Genomic DNA, 15,675 nt, shown 5'->3' with positions numbered 1-15,675 from the left:
GTACGGCTTCCTCTCACTCGGCCAGATGCACTGAGAACAGCACGGACGCGTCGGGAAGGTCGTCCGAATGGAAATTTCCGGGATCGATGTTCACAATGCGCCCGTGACAGTCCAGATCGACGGGCTTCTTGGGGTCAGCGTCGGCCGCGAAGGTGCAGCGCGGCTCGATGACCGCGGTCGCGTGCGCCGTGGCATGACGGCTCTCGGTGCCCGGGATGATCGACTTGCCGACCGTGTACCGGGTCTGGATCTCCACCCGGTAGCCGGGGAACCCGTTCACGACGGCGGGCTGGGCCCCGCCCTGCACCGTCGAGTCGTTCGCGGCGGCCAGCCGGTCGGCGGCGGCGGTGGCCCCCGCGCCCTGGAACTTGTCGCCGTCGAACCAGTCCAGCCAGTGGTCGTCCGTGCCGACGGCTTCCGTCAGCCCTCGGACGAGTTCGTCGCGGGAGTCCTGTGCGGCGGCCAACGCAGCAGCGTCCGCCGCGGATTGAGCTCCATTGCGGGCGGACGCTGCTTGGGCGAAGGCGAAGAAGGCGAACGCGGCGAAGAGCAGGATCCCCGTCAGCCAGATGTAGATGGGAAGGGTCTGCCCCTCGTCGCCGTGGACGGCTCGGGTCAGCCTCCGGTGACCTGGGTGACCGCGTTCCTGATCGCGCCCGAGATCATTCCGTCCAGGCCGATCTGGTCGATCAACGTGAAGATCCCCGCGATGATGATCATCAAGCCCGCGTACTCCACGAACCCCGCGCCCGCGTCCCGGTGGGCGCCCCGCGTCCGGGAGATCACCGTTCGGGTCCATGCGGTGAACCTGTTCATCAGGACTGCCCTCCCTGCCGACGCAACCAACGACCCGAGCACCGTACGTGAGAAGTCGCCTACCGCGAGTGGGCCCAGGGGCCCAACTTCGCCGGTGAGCAGGGCGGATCCGGGTCATCGGCCCCACCCCTCACGGCTCGTGCCCAGCCAGTGGGCGATCGCTTCGCTGCGCGAGGAACTGTGCAGCTTCGCGAAGATGCGATTGATGTGGTTCTTTACGGTCTTTTCCGCGATGAAGCAGGTGGCGGCGATCTGACGGTTGTTCATACCAGCCGCGATGAGGTCCATCACCTCCACCTCCCTCGAACTCAGGCCGAACGCGGACTGATGGACGGCATGGCGGTGAAGTCCCGCCGTCGGCACGGGCCGAGCCTCCGACGACTGTGCCACAGCAGATTGCAGATGCGAAGAGAACGAGTACGGTTGGTACGAACCTCCGAGTGAATCCGGGACAGTCGGCGCCCCTTGGCGCATCTCCCGTACGGCGGTGATGAGTTCGGCCGCCGTGAACTCGCCGTGGACGAGGTAGCCGGACGCGCCCCTGCGCAGCGCCTCCGCCACGACCTCGGGTTCCCTGCTGTACGTCAGCATCATCACGGGGGCGATCCCGCACAGGTGGGGCAGGGCGGTGAGCCCGTCCGTACCGGGCATCCGCACGTCGAGGAGGATCACGTCCGGGACGAGCCGGGCGGCACGGTCCAGCGCCTCCGCACCGTCCCGCGCCGCCGCGACGACCGTGATGTCGGGGTGCGCGTCCAGCAGCGCGGTCAGGCCGGCCCGTACGACCGGGTTGTCGTCGGCCACGAGAACGCGCAGGGACGGGCCGGGAAGTGCCTGGTCAGGCATGTGCGGCCTCCTCTTGGGAAGTGGGGGGAACGAGCGGGGCGGCCGTCGCGAGCGGAAGGGTCAGCCGGACCTCGGTGCCCCCCGCGCGGGGCCGGTCCACGCCGATGAGGCCGCCGACGCACGCGGCCCGCTCCGTCATGCCGAGCAGGCCGAAATGGCCGGAACTGGTCCAGGCGGCCAGCGCCGCCGGGGTCGTGGGCGCTACCAGGCCCACCCCGTCGTCGCGGACGAGAAGGGACAACTCGTTTGCGGAAACGTCGAGTTCGACCGTCACCGCACGCGCGTCCGCGTGGCGGTGGGCGTTCTCCAGGGCCTCGGACGCTATCGCGAGGACATGGTGGGCGGCGGCGGCGGGCAGCACCGGACGCGCGCCCCGGTGCCGTACGACCGGGGTCAGACCGGTACGGGTCTCGAAGTCGGCTGCCAGCGCCACGAGTTCGGGCAGGAAGTCGACGTCCGGTCCGGTCAGGTCGGTGTGCCTGCGCAGATCCGTCAGGAGCGTGCGGGACTCGGCGGCGGCCAGCCTCGCCGCGTCCGCGACGAGGACCGCCTGGCGCTTGAGTTCTCCCGGGTCCGCGTCGTCCGCGGAGGCGGCCAGGGCGTCCGCGGCGAGCCCGAGGCCGTACAGCGTCTTGGCCACGGAGTCGTGCATCTCCCGTGCCAGCCGGGCGCGTTCGGACTCCACGGCCTCCGCGACGGCGAGTCTGCTGGTCGCCTCGGCCAGTGCCTGGCCGGCGGTGCCGAAGCGGAAGAGCAGATTGCGCAGGGTGACGCCGATGATGCCGGCGCCGACGCAGAAGCCCGCGATGAGCACGGTGTTGGAGCCCGCTCCCGGCCGGTGCTCCCAGGCCCTGAACACCGTGAGCAGCACGGTGAGCTGGAAGCCGGTGAACACGCCCGCGCCGCGCCAGCCGTACAGCAGGCCCGACAGGAGCGGGGTGCAGACGGTGGCGTAGGCGAGGGGGGAGGCCGGGGACGCGGTCAGCAGCAGGACCGCGCCGAAGGTGAGGTCCAGGCCCATCAGGGTCGGGTGGGCGAGGAGGCGGGGGCCGAAGCGGTCCCAGTCGCGGAGCATCGCGTACGAGCCCATGACGCCGAGGACGGCCGCGGCGAGGACCGCCCAGCGCAGCGGACCGCCGCCTGCGTTGGTCATCGCGAAGGGCGCGCCGACCGCGATGGCCGCGAGACGGACCGCGAAGGCCTGCCGGCACAGGGCCTGGAGGGCGTTGAGCTGGAGGCGGATACCGCCGGGCGCGGGGGCGTCGTCGGCGAGATAGCCGGTGCCCCGGTCACGGCTCCTCATCAGCGCCCCAGGATCGAGCCGAAGTCGGTGCCCGAACCCAGGAACATGCCCGTCGCGATGAGGATCATCGTGGCCGGGAGCATGAACACCAGGGTGACCATCGTGGCCTTGGGGATGGTCTTGGCGGCGCGGCGGCGGGCGTTCTGGGCGTCCGTGCGGCGCATGTCGGTGGCGAGCTGGATGAGGGTCTCGGCGATCGGGGAGCCGAGTTCCTCGCCCTGCTGGAGCGCCGAGACGAACTGGGCGACCTGTTCGGAGGAGTTGCGCCGGCGCAGCTCGTCGAAGGCCTGGCGGCGGCTGACGCCCATGTCCATCTGGCGCAGGGTGATGCGCAGTTCGTCGGCCCAGGGGCCCTCGTACTTCTCCGCGACCCGGTCCAGGGCCTGGCGGAAGCCGAGGCCCGCCGAGACGACGACCGCGAGGACGTCGAGGAAGTCGGGCAGGGTGCGGTCGATGACCTCCTTGCGCTCCCGGACGGCCTGCCAGATCAGGGCGTCCGCGGCGACCAGCCCGAAGGCGAAGGTGAGCACGGCGAACAGGATCTGGCCGTTGGAGAGGAAGACCAGGCCGAGGACGACGCCGAAGACGCCGTACACCGCCCGGCGGGCCGCGTAGCGGTTCAGCGTCAGACCGCCCGGGTTGCCCGCCATGTCGATGCGCCGGCGTTTGGCGTCCACGCGCCGGGGGCCCATCAGACGCAGGACGGCCGGCGCGAAGCGCATGCCGAGGCGGTCGACGGCCGAGTCCGCCGCGGAGACACGGGTACCGCCGACCTCCAGGGCGAGCTGGAGGTCGCTCGGGAGTTTCACCTCGGAGCGGATCATCCGGACGCCCAGGAGGACGCCCGCGACGGCCGCGCCCATCAGGACGGCGAGCAGCAGCGACAGCACGGTGACCCCTCCCTCACACTTCGATCTTGCCGAGGCGGCGGATGACGAAGAAGCCCACGGTGTAGAGGCCGAGCGAGAGCAGGACGAGGCCCTGGCCGAGCGCGGACCCGGTGACGCGGGCGAGTGCCCCCTCGTTCGACGAGTTGATCAGCACCAGCGAGCCGATGCCGAGGAAGGGGACCGTGAAGGCGGTCGCGTTGACCTCGGAGAGCATGGTGCGGACCTCGCGTCGGGTCTCCTTGCGGTCCTCCAGGGTCTGGGTGAGGTTGCGCAGGGAGCTGACGACGGAGCCGCCCGCCTTGTTGGCCAGCACCAGGGTGGTGACGAGGACGATCAGCTCGCGGGAGGGCAGCCGCTCGGAGAGTTCCCCGAGGGCGTCGTCGATCGTGCGGCCCAGCGTCAACTGATGTGCCACGTGAGCTAGTTCCTCGCCAGCCGGGGCTTCCAGCTCCTCCGCGGCCATCGCGAGCGCGGTGCGCAGCGCGAGGCCGGCCGCTGTCGCGTTCGCCAGCAGGCGTGCCACGTCGGGTAGTTGGTTGATGAACGCCTCGATGCGTTTCTGGCGCTGCCAGTTGAGGAAGATGGCCGCGCTCCACACGCCGAGGACGGCGGCGATCGGGCCGAAGAAGGGGGCCAGGGTCGCGGCGGCGATCAGCCACAGGGCGACGACCACGGTCGTGACGTAGGTGAAGAACTCGCCCGCCGTGAGGTCGAGTCCCGTGGCCGTCAGCCGCAGATGGATCGTGCGGCCGAGGCGGGTGCGGCGCAGCCGGCGGTCGACGCCCGCGAAGCGGCGGGTCCTGCCGCCCTCCGTGTACGGGCGTCCGCCGCCGGAGAGCCGGTCGAGGAGCTCCTGTCGCTGGGCGCGGCCCGAGGCGTAGGTGTGCACGCCGGCGACGGCGAGCGTGCCGCCGAGGAGCGTCCCGCCGAGGGCGAGGAGCGCGGGGTCGTTCATGGCTGCCTCCCTTCGGAGGTGGGGGTCGCGGCGGAGGTGGGGGGCGCGGAGAGGGGCCGTACGGGGGCCGGGGGCTCCGGTGTCGGGGGTGGCTCCGTGGCGAAGGGCGGCTCCGTGGCCAGGGGCTTCGGTGGCGGCGGCTTGGTGGTCCGGGGCGTCATCCGATGGCCTGCCTCGTGTTCAGGGCGTCGATGGCCTCGGCGACGCCGAAGGCGGGCGGCAGCGGCTCGTTGGCGACGTACAGCTTCTCCGCGATCTGGCGCGGGAGCGGCAGGTGCTCGAAGTGGCCCCGGACGACCCGGTCGGGGCCGACCGGCCGGGGCACGAAGCGGGTGACGGGGCTGACCCGGAACTGTTCGCGGCCGTGCGAGACGAGCAGCGCGACCTCGGTGACCTTGCGGGAGCCGTCGGCGTGCCGGGAGAGCTGGACGACCACGTCGACGGCGGAGTTGATCTGGTCCTTGAGCGCCTCGAAGGGGATCTGGACCTCGGACATCGAACCGAGGGTCTGCAGACGCATGAGGGCGTCCTCGGCGGAGTTCGCGTGGACGGTGGCGAGCGAGCCGTCGTGGCCGGTCGACATGGCCTGGAGCATGTCGAGGGTCTCGCCGCCGCGGACCTCGCCGACGATGATGCGGTCGGGGCGCATGCGCAGCGAGTTGCGGACCAGGTCGCGGATGGTGATCTGGCCCTTGCCCTCCACGTTCGGGGGCCGTGATTCGAGACGGATGACGTGCTCCTGCTGGAGCTGGAGCTCGGCGGAGTCCTCGATGGTGATGATGCGCTCGTGCGCGGGGATCAGCCCGGAGAGCGCGTTGAGCAGGGTCGTCTTGCCGCTGCCGGTGCCGCCGCTGACGATGACGTTGAAGCGGGCCCGGACGAACGCGGCGAGCAGCATGAGCGTCTGCTCGTCGAGCGAGCCGAGGCCGATCAGCTCCGGGAGCGTGTAGGCCCGGGGGAAGCGGCGGATCGTCAGGGTGGGGCCGGTCAGCGCGAGCGGCGGGATGATCACGTTGACGCGCTCGCCGGTGGGCAGGCGGGCGTCGACCATCGGATTGGACTCGTCGACGCGGCGGTTGACCGTGGAGACGATGCGTTCGATGGTCTGCATCAGCTGCTCGGTGGAGGCGAAGCGCAGGGGCAGCTGTTCGACGCGGCCGGACCGCTCGACGAAGATCGAGTCCGGTCCGTTGACCATGATCTCGGTGATGGACGCGTCGGCGAGCAGCGGTTCGAGGACGCCGAGTCCGAGGGCCTCGTCGACGACCCGGCGGATCAGTTGGGAGCGTTCGGCGGTCGACAGGACCGGGCCCTCGCGGCTGATGATGTGGCCGAGGACGCGTTCGAGCCGGACCCGGCGCTCGGCCGCGGCCAGGCTGGACATCTCCGCGAGGTCGATCTCCTCCAGGAGTTTGGCCCGGTAGACGGCGACGAGGTGTCCGTCCTCACGGTCGGGTCCCCCGTCGTCGGGGGTGGCGATGCGGGAACGCAGGCTCATGGTGTCGGCTCCTCCCGGTCAGTCGTCGGTGGGCATGGTGGCGCGGCGGGTGATCGCGTAGCGGTCGAAGAGGGGGATGACGTTGGGGACGGTGACCCTGACCGTGGCCGTGGTGACGTCGGACCCGGGTCCTCCGCCCAGCGACACGCTCGGGTCGAGCCACCCGCTCACGGCGGACCGGGCCGCGGCGTCTGGGTCGCCGCCCTGCGAGGCGACCCGGGCGGCGGCCCGCGCCCCCGAGCCCGCCTGGTTGACGCCGTACCCGATGAGCCCCAGCTGGACGGCCGCCATCCCGACCAGCAGCAGGATCGGCAGGAAGCCGACGAACTCCAGGATGGAGACGCCCCTGTCGTCCCGGAGCCGGCGTGTGGGTGCGGCTGCGGGTTCGGGGTCGGTTGTGCGGTGGGGCGGGGGCGTGGCGGTACATCCGTCCGTCGCCGCTGGATCGGACGTCGGTGTGGTGTGAAGCGTTGCCCGATCCGAACGTGAGCGAAGGACATGCGATGTACCGGCACGCCCCCTTCCGCCGGATGCCGTCCGCGGGTTCGTCCTCATCCGGCGTCCTCCTCCGGTGCGCTGCCCGTTCCGCCCTCCGCACGGACATGCGATGTACCGGCACGTCCTCATCCGTCGTTCCCCTCCAGCGCCGCGCCCGCCCTGCCCTTCACGTGGAAACCCGCGTCGAAGCCGGGGAAGAACAGGGGGACATCGATCTTGACGGTGGCCCTCATGACCTGGCCCGCCTCGACGCACTCGATGTCCGCGTCCTTCCAGGAGCCGGGCAGGTGCTCGCTCCCGGCGGCGGCGCAGGCGCCCGACACGTCGCCGTGCACCGCGTACGCCGCGGTCGCGGCCCGTGCCGCCTCGTCCGCCGCGTTCCCGGCCAGGGAGTACGAGTAGCCGTACAGCACGCACTGCCACAGGATCGTCATGACGACGAGCAGCAGCGGGAACATCCCGGCGAACTCGAGGGTGACCGCTCCCCGGTCGCCGCGGCCGCGCAGCGAGAGCGCGCCCCGGTCCGACGCGGACGCCTTGCGGCGTCGGCCGCCGCCCCCGCCCTCCTGCGGGACCACGAGACCCAGGTCGCCGGCGAGGGACCACAAGGCCTGCTTCACGGTCGAGCGGGCGTCCAGGTCCTGCAGCCGGCCCGCGTCGACGACCGACTGGAGTTCCTTGAAGGCGGCGGGGATCGCGGTGCGGGCGACCTTGGTGCCGGTCACCCGTTCGACGAGGGAGGGCTGGATCTCCGTGGCGCGGGCGAAGCGGTTCACGACCGTCGTGGTCTCCTCCGCCTTGCGGATCTGGAGGCGGTCCCACATGCGGACCATGCGCTTGGCGGCGCGTACGGCGATGACGTCGGGGGTGACCAGGAGCAGGGCCTGGTCGGCCGTCTCGACGGCGGCGGCGGTGGCCGCGTTCATCTGGGAGCCGCAGTCCACGACCACGATGTCGTGGCGGGAGCGCAGCGCGGCGAGGACCTGGCGGGCCACCCGGTCGGTGACCTCCTCCCCCCTCTCGCCCTCGGAGGGGGCCAGCAGCAGGGCGATGCCGCTGTCGTGGGTGTAGACGGCGTCCTGGAGGACGCGTGGGTTGATGTCGGTGATGGCCGCCAGGTCGGCCACCGAACGGCGGAACTGCACGTCGAGGTACGAGGCCACGTCCCCGGACTGCAGGTCCAGGTCGAGCAGGGCCACGCTGCGGCCGGACGCCTTCGCGGCGAGGGCGAGCTGGACCGCCGTGACGGTCGCGCCGACGCCGCCCTTCGCCCCGGTCACGGTGACGACCGTGCCGCCCGGGCCGGTGTACAGCTCGGGGGCGCCGCTGTGCAGGTGGCGGCGCATTCCGGCGGACCAGGCGGCGGCGGCCTGGACGCGTTCGGCCAGGGCGTCGTAGCCGAGCGGCAGGCCGACGATGCCGCGGGCGCCGGAGTCCATGGCGGCGGTGAGGACGCCGGCGCTGGTGTCGGCGGTGATGAGCACGACCCCGACGGCCGGGAAGCGCATCACCAGGTCCCGGATCAGGTCCAGCGCCGGTACGGGACCGATGCGTTCGTGGACGAGGACCACTTCGGGCAGTTCGTCGAGGGACTCGGCGGCGAGGCGCGCGAGGGTGTCGAGGAGGGCGGTCGAGTCGGGTACCGGCGGGGCGGGTTCGGTGTCGGCGAGCTGGCTCAGCAGGGTGGTGAGCGCGCGGGCCGAGTCGATGTCGCCGACGGCGGGAAGGATACGGATGGTCATCGGCGAAGCTCCTCGCTCGCGTGCCGTGCGCCGGCCCCCGTGCCCGGTGCCGCGCGACGTGGTGACCGCGCTCCGGGCCCGGGGCCCCGCGCCTGCCGGGTCCGCGTCGTCGGTGCCGGCCGCGTCCGCGGACCCGGGCACCGTCCCGTGGGCATGGGCCTCATGCGCGGCCTCCTACTTGTCCTCGTCGAGGGTGTACGTACGGTCGCCGGGCGCCACGACGGTGTCGGAGCCGCCGGCGACCAGGGCGAGCCGGACGTGCTCGGCGAACGACTCGGCGTACGCGACGCGTTGGGCGTCGGCGGTGCCGAGCGCGAAGGTGATCGGCACGGCCTGGCCGGCGCTGTTGCGCCGGTCGGCGCTCGACTGGTCGGGTTCGAGGGCGGTGAGCTTGCCGACGTCGATGACGCGGGCGTTCTCGACGATCACCTTGGACTGGTCGTGGCCCTTGTCGTTCTCGGCCTTGAAGGTGGCGTAGATGTTGACCCGCGAACCGGGGTCGATCTTGCCCGCGACACCGGTCGACGCGTCGATCATGATGGCGATCTCCTGCTGCCCGGGGGCCAGCTCCGGCTTGTCGACGATCATGTCGGCCTGGAGGAGGGAGCCCTTCTGCAGCCGGGTGACGGCGATCTTCCCGCGGATGCGGGAGAGGTCGGTGACGGCGGTGGACGACAGCCACCGCTCGGGCATCGAGACCTTCTCGAACTGGTCGGCCGTCAGCTCCTTGTAGGGCGCGATGTCGCTCTTGAGGCGGTACGCCGTGACCTCCGGGCCGACCTTGGAGTTCACGTCGCGGATCACCGAGAGGACTCCGGCGAAGGCGCCGAGGGCGCACAGGACCGAGAGGACCAGCAGGATGACGCCGCGGCGCTGGCGCGAGTTCACTGAATCTCACCTCGTGGGGCGGTACCGGAAAGTGGACCGGGCTGTCGTTCCTGCCGGGGATCCGGGGGGTGACCTCCGGGGTGATGCAGCATGTTCAGGACAACCTCGGTCTAGGGGGCGGCGGGGCCGGGCGGTGGTGCCCGACGGGCTGTGCGGTCGTGCCGGGTGCGCTGTGCGGTCGGGCTCGGGTCATGCCTGGTGCGCTGTGCGGTCGTCCTCGGGTCGCGGGCCCGGTGCCCGGTCCGACGGTCCCGGTGCGCTGCGCCGGAGGCCTAGGTGGCCCCGCGGGGAAGCGCACGCACCGGAGAGGGTGCCCGGCCGGTGGTGGCCGAAAGCTCCTGCGCGACAGGCGGTGCGAGCGGGGCGGCGCAGAACCCGCAGCGGTCACCGATGAGTTCGAGGCCGCACCAGCGGCACTCGTCCCGGCGGACGGAGGAGACGAGCTGGTAGAGGACCGAGACGTCGTACAGCCCGGCGGCGAACTCGACGAGCCGGTTCGTCCCCCACCAGCGGACCGACTCCGCGGGCAGCGGGACGGTCGCGGCGCCCTGGACCTGCCAGGCGGGGGCGAGGGTCGAGGTGACCCAGTCGGAGGGCGGCTGGCCGGCCGCCGAGAGCAGCCGGGTCCCGAACTCCGGTCCGGGCAGGTCCTCCTGGCCGACCCTGACCAGCTCGGCCCGGGGGTTGGCCAGGACGGCGAACTGGGCGCCCGGCACCCAGGACTTGGCGTGCGACTTCAGGGAGACCGGGACCCGGTCGAGCTTGGCCACGGAGCCGAGCAGGGCTCCGGCGTAGATGTAGTGCGCGAGCAGCCGGGCGGCGGAGGCGAGCACGCCGGGGCTGAAGTCGCAGACCGACAGCTGGCGTAACTGCTGGGCCAGCAGGGCGATTCCGAGCGGCGGCAGATCGATGCCCAGCAGCGCGATGCGGTCGCTCTCCAGGACGGAGCGGACGGTGTGCAGCCGCCGGGTGACGTCGCTCTGCGTACTGGAGGGGTAGAGGGAGATGACGTAGCCGTGCTGTTCGATGAGCGCGTGCATCCCGGTGAGGGAGTCCTCCAGGGTGCCGAGCGGCTGCACGGCCGCCGGCGGGGTCCCCCGGTCGTGCGGCGGGAGCACCAGATCGGGACTGGTGACGGCTATCGCGGTCGGCACGCTGCACACACCCCGTTCACTGCGGCGGAGTGGTCAACTACCGCCTCAGATCGCCCCTTTGTCGCCATAGAGCGTCACGGACGTTTCCCGTACGGCCGCGGATCGCCACTGTGACGTCCTCTTGCATCAGCACCATATCCACGGCATGGCCCGCTCAACACAGAATCTCCGAGATCATCTCACCGAAGGTGCGGGCGTGATCAACGCAGAGTAAGCCGTCTCAAAACAACTGGGCGCTCCCATAGGGGACTTGACGTGCCGCGGGGCTTGACAACCCGATTGGTCTGGACCAACTTGTATCCACCGGCGGTGGCCACCGTTCCGTTCCCCCTCCCCTCCCCCACCTCTTCCTGGAGGACCCAGTGGACCGCGTCACCCGTATGCCCAAACGGAGATGGGCGGGAGCCCTCGCCGCCGCCGTCACCGCGTCCGTCCTCTCCCTCACCGGTCTGGCCGGCCAGGCCCAGGCCGCCGACGTCAACAACGTGAAGAACGGCGGCTTCGAGTCCGGGCTGAGCAACTGGACCTGTTCGGCGGGCAGCGGTACGACCGTCTCCTCGCCGGTGCACGGCGGCGCGGCCGCGCTGAAGGCCACGCCCGCCGGGCAGGACTTCGCGCAGTGCTCCCAGTCCGTCGCCGTGAAGCCCAACTCGACCTACACGCTGAGCGCCTGGGTGCAGGGGTCGTACACCTACCTCGGGGTGACCGGCACGGGGACGACGGACGTCTCGACCTGGACGCCCAACACCACCTGGACGCAGCTCTCGACGACCTTCACCACCGGCGCCTCGACGACCTCGGTGTCGGTCTGGTCGCACGGCTGGTACGGACAGCCCGCCTACCTCGCGGACGACTTCTCGGTGTTCGGCCCCGACGGCGGCGGTGGCGGCGACCCGGCGCCGACGGTCCCGGCCACCCCGGCGGGCCTCGCGGTGTCCGGCACGACCTCCTCGTCGGTCTCCCTGGCCTGGAACACGGTGTCGGGCGCGACCGGCTACAACGTGTACCAGGGCGGCTCCAAGGTCCAGTCGGTGAGCGGGACCTCCGCGACCGTCTCCGGGCTCAGCGCCTCCACGGCGTACTCGTTCCAGGTCAGCGCGACCAACTCGGCCGGTGAGTCGGCCAAGTCCTCGGCCGTGACCGGGACGACGGCCGCGACCGGCGGTGGCGGGGGCGGCGGGGGAACCGTGCCCGCGCACGCCGTGACGGGTTACTGGCAGAACTTCAACAACGGCGCCACCGTGCAGAAGCTCTCCGCCGTGCAGTCGCAGTACGACATCATCGCGGTCGCCTTCGCGGACGCCACGAGCACGCCGGGCGCGGTGAGCTTCACGCTCGACTCGGCCGGGCTCGGCGGCTACACCGTCGACCAGTTCAAGGCCGACATCAAGGCGAAGCAGGCCGCGGGCAAGAAGGTCATCATCTCCATCGGCGGCCAGAACGGCACCATCTCGGTGAGCGACTCCGCCTCGGCCACGAACTTCGCCAACTCCGTCTACTCGCTGATGCAGACGTACGGCTTCGACGGCGTGGACATCGACCTGGAGAACGGCCTCAACGCGACCTACATGTCCCAGGCCCTGCGGTCCCTGTCCGCGAAGGCGGGCTCGTCCCTGGTCATCACCATGGCCCCGCAGACCATCGACATGCAGTCGACGTCGAACTCCTACTTCCAGACGGCGCTGAACATCAAGGACATCCTCACCGTCGTCAACATGCAGTACTACAACAGCGGTTCGATGCTCGGCTGCGACGGCAAGGTCTACTCGCAGGGTTCGGTCGACTTCCTGACGGCGCTCGCCTGCATCCAGCTCCAGGGCGGTCTCGACGCCTCCCAGGTCGGCCTCGGCCTTCCGGCCTCCACCAGCGGTGCGGGCAGCGGCTACGTCTCCCCGACGATCGTGAACAACGCCCTCGACTGCCTGACCAAGCTCACCAACTGCGGTTCGTTCAAGCCCTCCAAGGCCTACCCGGCCCTGCGCGGCGCGATGACCTGGTCCACGAACTGGGACGCCTCGGCCGGCAACGCCTGGTCGAACGCGGTGGGCCCGCACGTGCACGCGCTGTAGTCCCGGCGGCCGCTTCCCCCACTTCCCCGGCGGTCCGCCTCCTGGCCCCGCCCGCCGCACTCGCGGCGGGCGGGGCCGCTGCCGTCGCGGGCCCCGGACGAAGGGAACCGGACGACGAAGGCCGGGCGAAGGGGGCCGGGCCGCCCCCGCGCGCCGGTGGCCCGATGCCGCCCGGAGCGGCCGATTCCCGCCGACACCGCTTTGTCGTCTCTTGACCTGCTCATGCCACAACCCTCACCATGAGCGCCGCACCCGCACCAGGCACGTCACCTTGAGCCACCCCCCGGCTCCGCTCCCCCACGTTCCGGAGATCCCGGAATCACGGAGAACCAAGGAGACTTCATGCGACTTCGCCTACCCGGCAGCTCCGACGGCGGCAGAGGCGGCCGGCGTTCCGCCGCCCTCGCCGTCCTCGCGGCGCTCGCTCTCGCGGCTCCCCTGACCGCCACCGTCACCGACGCCACGGCGAGCGGGGCCAGGGTCCACGCGCCCTCGGCGGACGACGTCCGGCAGTACGAGATCCACCGGAGCACGACTCCCGTGACCCGTGCGGAGATCCAGCGCTCGGGGGTCACCGTGGACGAGGCGGACGAGGAGACCGTCGTCGTCTCGGGCCGCGCCGACCAGATCGCCGCGCTGCGCCGTCAGGGCTACGACGTCGCGCCCCTCGGCGCGGCTCCCGACCGTTCCTCGGCCGCCGGCGACGTGCGCCTCTTCGACTTCCCGACGGCGGACGCGAAGTACCACAACTACGCCGAGATGAACACGGAGATCGACCAGCGGCTCGCGGCCTACCCGAACATCATGAGCAAGCGGGTGATCGGCAAGTCCTACCAGGGCCGGGACATCGTCGCCATCAAGGTCAGCGACAACGTGGCCACGGACGAGAACGAGCCCGAGGTCCTGCTCACCTTCCACCAGCACGCCCGTGAGCACCTCACGGTGGAGATGGCGCTGTATCTGCTGCGCGAGCTCGGAGCGGGCTACGGCAGCGACTCCCGGGTCACCAACATGGTGAACAACCGCGAGATCTGGATCGTCCCCGACCTCAACCCGGACGGCGGCGAGTACGACATCGCGAGCGGGTCCTACCGCTCGTGGCGCAAGAACCGCCAGCCCAACTCCGGCTCCTCGTACGTCGGTACGGACCTGAACCGGAACTGGAACTACAAGTGGGGCTGCTGCGGCGGCTCCTCGTCCTCCAAGTCCTCCGAGACCTACCGCGGCGCCTCGGCGGAGTCGGCGCCCGAGGTGAAGGTGGTCGCCGACTTCGTCCGCGGCCGGGTCGTCGGCGGCAAGCAGCAGATCACCGCCGGGATCGACTTCCACACCTACAGCGAGCTGGTGCTGTGGCCGTTCGGGTACACCACCTCGGACACGGCCACCGGGATGACGGCGGACGACGCCGCCGCGTTCAAGGCCATCGGGCAGAAGATGGCCGCCAGCAACGGGTACACGGCCGAGCAGGCCAGTGACCTGTACATCACGGACGGCTCGATCGACGACTACCTCTGGGGCACCCAGAAGATCTTCGACTACACCTTCGAGATGTACCCGACGTCGAGCTCCGGCGGCGGCTTCTACCCGCCCGACGAGGTCATCGAGCGGGAGACGTCCCGCAACCGGGACGCGGTGCTCCAGCTCCTGGAGAACGCCGACTGCATGTACCGCTCGATCGGCAAGGCCGCGCAGTACTGCTCCTAGGAGCGGAGGCGCCGGCCGGTGACCGGGGATCCGTGTGCCCTTCCCTGCCGGGCACGCGGATCCCCGTACCGTCTACGGCTTCTCGGCGTCGGCGGTGTCCGCCGTGTCGTCGGCCTCGGCATCGGCATCGGCCTTGGCGTCGGCCTTGTCCTCCGGCTCGGCGGACTCGGACCCATCGGCCTGCCCGGACGCCTCGGACTCGGCGGCCGGGCGGGTCTCCTCCGCGTCCTGCGCGGCCTCGTCCTCGTCCCCGTCCTCGAAGTAGGTGTCGAGGACGGCGTCGAGCTGCTCCTCCCACTCCTTGTGGCGGGCCCGGGCGTTCGCCTCGATCTCGATCGGGTACCAGCGGCGTTCCGGCGTGTGCACCGTGATGGTGAACCGCTTGCCGAAGCGCGGCGTCTCCGTCTCGACGGCGCCGATCTCGTCCCAGCGGAACTCCGCCTCCTGGTCGTCCAGGCGCAGCACGACACCGCTGTGGTCGGCTCTGATCGAGGCCCGCCGGTCGGAGGCCTCGAAGACGGGGCCGTCGGGGACGGGTCCGGACTCCGTGCCGTCCGCGGAGACGGTCTCCTCCGCGGACGCGGACTCCTCGGACTCCTCGGACTCCTCGGCGGCGGGCGCCTCGCCGGACGCCTCGCCGTCAAAGGCCGCGTCGTCGGAGGCCGTCTCGTCGGAGACGGCCTTCTCGGCGGACGCCTCCTCGGCCTCCGCGACCGCGTCCTTCGGCTCCGCCGGCACGGGTGACGTAAGCCCGGGGATGTACGCCGGGTTCACCGCGGCGGCGTCCAGGGGCTGGCTCTTCGAACCTATGCGCTGCTCCACAGCGGGAAGTATGGTCGAAGATCCTGTGTGGGGCACAGTCAGCCCCGAATTGGCGGTGCCTCTGTTACACGAAGAGAGTCATCCGAGGACGGCGAGGACGTCGATCTCGACGAGGAGCCCGGCCGGCAGGCCGACGTAGACCGTCGTGCGCGCGGCGGGCGGCGCGGTGAGTCCCTGCTCGTCGAAGTACCGGTTGTAGATCTCGTTCATCTCGGCGAAGTGGCCGACGTCGGTGAGGTAGACGCGGATCATCATCGCGTCGTCCCAGCCGGAACCGCCCTCCTCGAGGATCGCCTTGACGTTGGCGAGGGTCTGGAGGGTCTGCTCGCGCAGGGTCGGACCGGCGGGCGTCGGGGGCTTGCCCTCCTCGGCGGGCAGGAAGCCGACCTGCCCGGCGACCTGGAGGATGTTCCCCTTCCGCACGCCGTGCGAGAACCGGGCCGGCGGGGCGGTGTGGGTGGCGGGGGTGAGGGCGGTCTTGTCGGTCATG

General features: G+C 71.2%; 15 protein-coding genes. 2 read left to right on the top strand and 13 right to left on the bottom strand.

Annotation, left to right across the window (positions count from 1 at the left end; translation table 11 throughout):
- Positions 1–13 precede the first annotated feature (13 nt).
- From IO36_RS16190 to IO36_RS16140, 11 genes are all read right to left on the bottom strand, one after another.
- Positions 14–619, bottom strand: a complete 606-nt coding sequence (locus tag IO36_RS16190; protein ID WP_209441218.1) for a pilus assembly protein TadG-related protein — start codon at positions 617–619, stop codon at positions 14–16.
- Positions 616–816 carry a hypothetical protein gene (locus tag IO36_RS16185; RefSeq protein ID WP_037620628.1) on the bottom strand — a complete coding sequence of 67 codons (201 nt, stop codon included), beginning with the start codon at positions 814–816 and terminating at the stop codon, positions 616–618. Before IO36_RS16185 ends, IO36_RS16190 begins: the two co-directional genes overlap by 4 nt.
- A 114-nt stretch (positions 817–930) precedes the next feature.
- Positions 931–1,662, bottom strand: a complete 732-nt coding sequence (locus IO36_RS16180) for a response regulator (protein WP_037620627.1) — start codon at positions 1,660–1,662, stop codon at positions 931–933.
- Positions 1,655–2,965, bottom strand: coding sequence for a sensor histidine kinase (locus IO36_RS16175; RefSeq protein ID WP_037620626.1), 1,311 nt, complete (start codon positions 2,963–2,965; stop codon positions 1,655–1,657). The genes IO36_RS16180 and IO36_RS16175 overlap by 8 nt, the downstream gene beginning before the upstream one ends.
- The gene (locus tag IO36_RS16170; RefSeq protein WP_037620625.1) at positions 2,965–3,855 is read right to left on the bottom strand and encodes a DUF5936 domain-containing protein; all 891 of its coding nucleotides are present in this window, start codon (positions 3,853–3,855) and stop codon (positions 2,965–2,967) included. The genes IO36_RS16175 and IO36_RS16170 overlap by 1 nt, the downstream gene beginning before the upstream one ends.
- A 13-nt stretch (positions 3,856–3,868) precedes the next feature.
- Positions 3,869–4,810: a type II secretion system F family protein gene (locus IO36_RS16165; protein ID WP_037620624.1), complete on the bottom strand. Its 942-nt coding sequence runs from the start codon at positions 4,808–4,810 to the stop codon at positions 3,869–3,871.
- Between the two features lie 157 nt (positions 4,811–4,967).
- Positions 4,968–6,308: a TadA family conjugal transfer-associated ATPase gene (locus IO36_RS16160; RefSeq protein ID WP_037620623.1), complete on the bottom strand. Its 1,341-nt coding sequence runs from the start codon at positions 6,306–6,308 to the stop codon at positions 4,968–4,970.
- An 18-nt stretch (positions 6,309–6,326) separates the two neighbouring features.
- Positions 6,327–6,599 carry a hypothetical protein gene (locus IO36_RS48200; RefSeq protein ID WP_037620622.1) on the bottom strand — a complete coding sequence of 91 codons (273 nt, stop codon included), beginning with the start codon at positions 6,597–6,599 and terminating at the stop codon, positions 6,327–6,329.
- Positions 6,600–6,931: 332 nt separating this feature from the next.
- The gene (locus IO36_RS16150; protein WP_037620621.1) at positions 6,932–8,548 is read right to left on the bottom strand and encodes a CpaE/TadZ family protein; all 1,617 of its coding nucleotides are present in this window, start codon (positions 8,546–8,548) and stop codon (positions 6,932–6,934) included.
- 174 nt (positions 8,549–8,722) lie between these two features.
- Entirely contained in the window at positions 8,723–9,436 is a 714-nt protein-coding gene (gene cpaB / locus IO36_RS16145) for a Flp pilus assembly protein CpaB (RefSeq protein ID WP_037620620.1), read from the bottom strand.
- A gap of 272 nt (positions 9,437–9,708) precedes the next feature.
- Positions 9,709–10,590, bottom strand: a complete 882-nt coding sequence (locus tag IO36_RS16140) for a hypothetical protein (RefSeq protein ID WP_037620742.1) — start codon at positions 10,588–10,590, stop codon at positions 9,709–9,711.
- A gap of 380 nt (positions 10,591–10,970) precedes the next feature.
- Here IO36_RS16140 and IO36_RS16135 point away from each other — a divergent pair, with 380 nt between their 5' ends.
- Positions 10,971–12,659 (top strand): chitinase, encoded by a 1,689-nt coding sequence (locus IO36_RS16135; protein WP_051900576.1) that lies wholly within the window; start codon positions 10,971–10,973, stop codon positions 12,657–12,659.
- Positions 12,660–13,001: 342 nt separating this feature from the next.
- Positions 13,002–14,363, top strand: a complete 1,362-nt coding sequence (locus IO36_RS16130; RefSeq protein ID WP_037620618.1) for a M14 family metallopeptidase — start codon at positions 13,002–13,004, stop codon at positions 14,361–14,363.
- A gap of 72 nt (positions 14,364–14,435) precedes the next feature.
- Here IO36_RS16130 and IO36_RS16125 read toward each other — a convergent pair whose 3' ends face one another.
- Together IO36_RS16125 and IO36_RS16120 are read right to left on the bottom strand one after the other, a co-directional pair.
- A complete protein-coding gene (locus IO36_RS16125; protein ID WP_037620617.1) occupies positions 14,436–15,185 on the bottom strand; it encodes a hypothetical protein in 750 nt (249 codons plus the stop codon).
- 78 nt (positions 15,186–15,263) lie between these two features.
- Positions 15,264–15,674, bottom strand: a complete 411-nt coding sequence (locus tag IO36_RS16120; protein WP_037620616.1) for a RidA family protein — start codon at positions 15,672–15,674, stop codon at positions 15,264–15,266.
- Between the last annotated feature and the right edge of the window lies 1 nt (position 15,675).

This window comes from Streptomyces aureus, assembly GCF_000725495.1.
Classification (GTDB): Bacteria; Actinomycetota; Actinomycetes; order Streptomycetales; family Streptomycetaceae; genus Streptomyces; species Streptomyces aureus_B.
The sequence above is the reverse complement of the archived record's forward strand: the minus strand, read 5'-3'. Positions and strand labels throughout refer to the sequence as shown.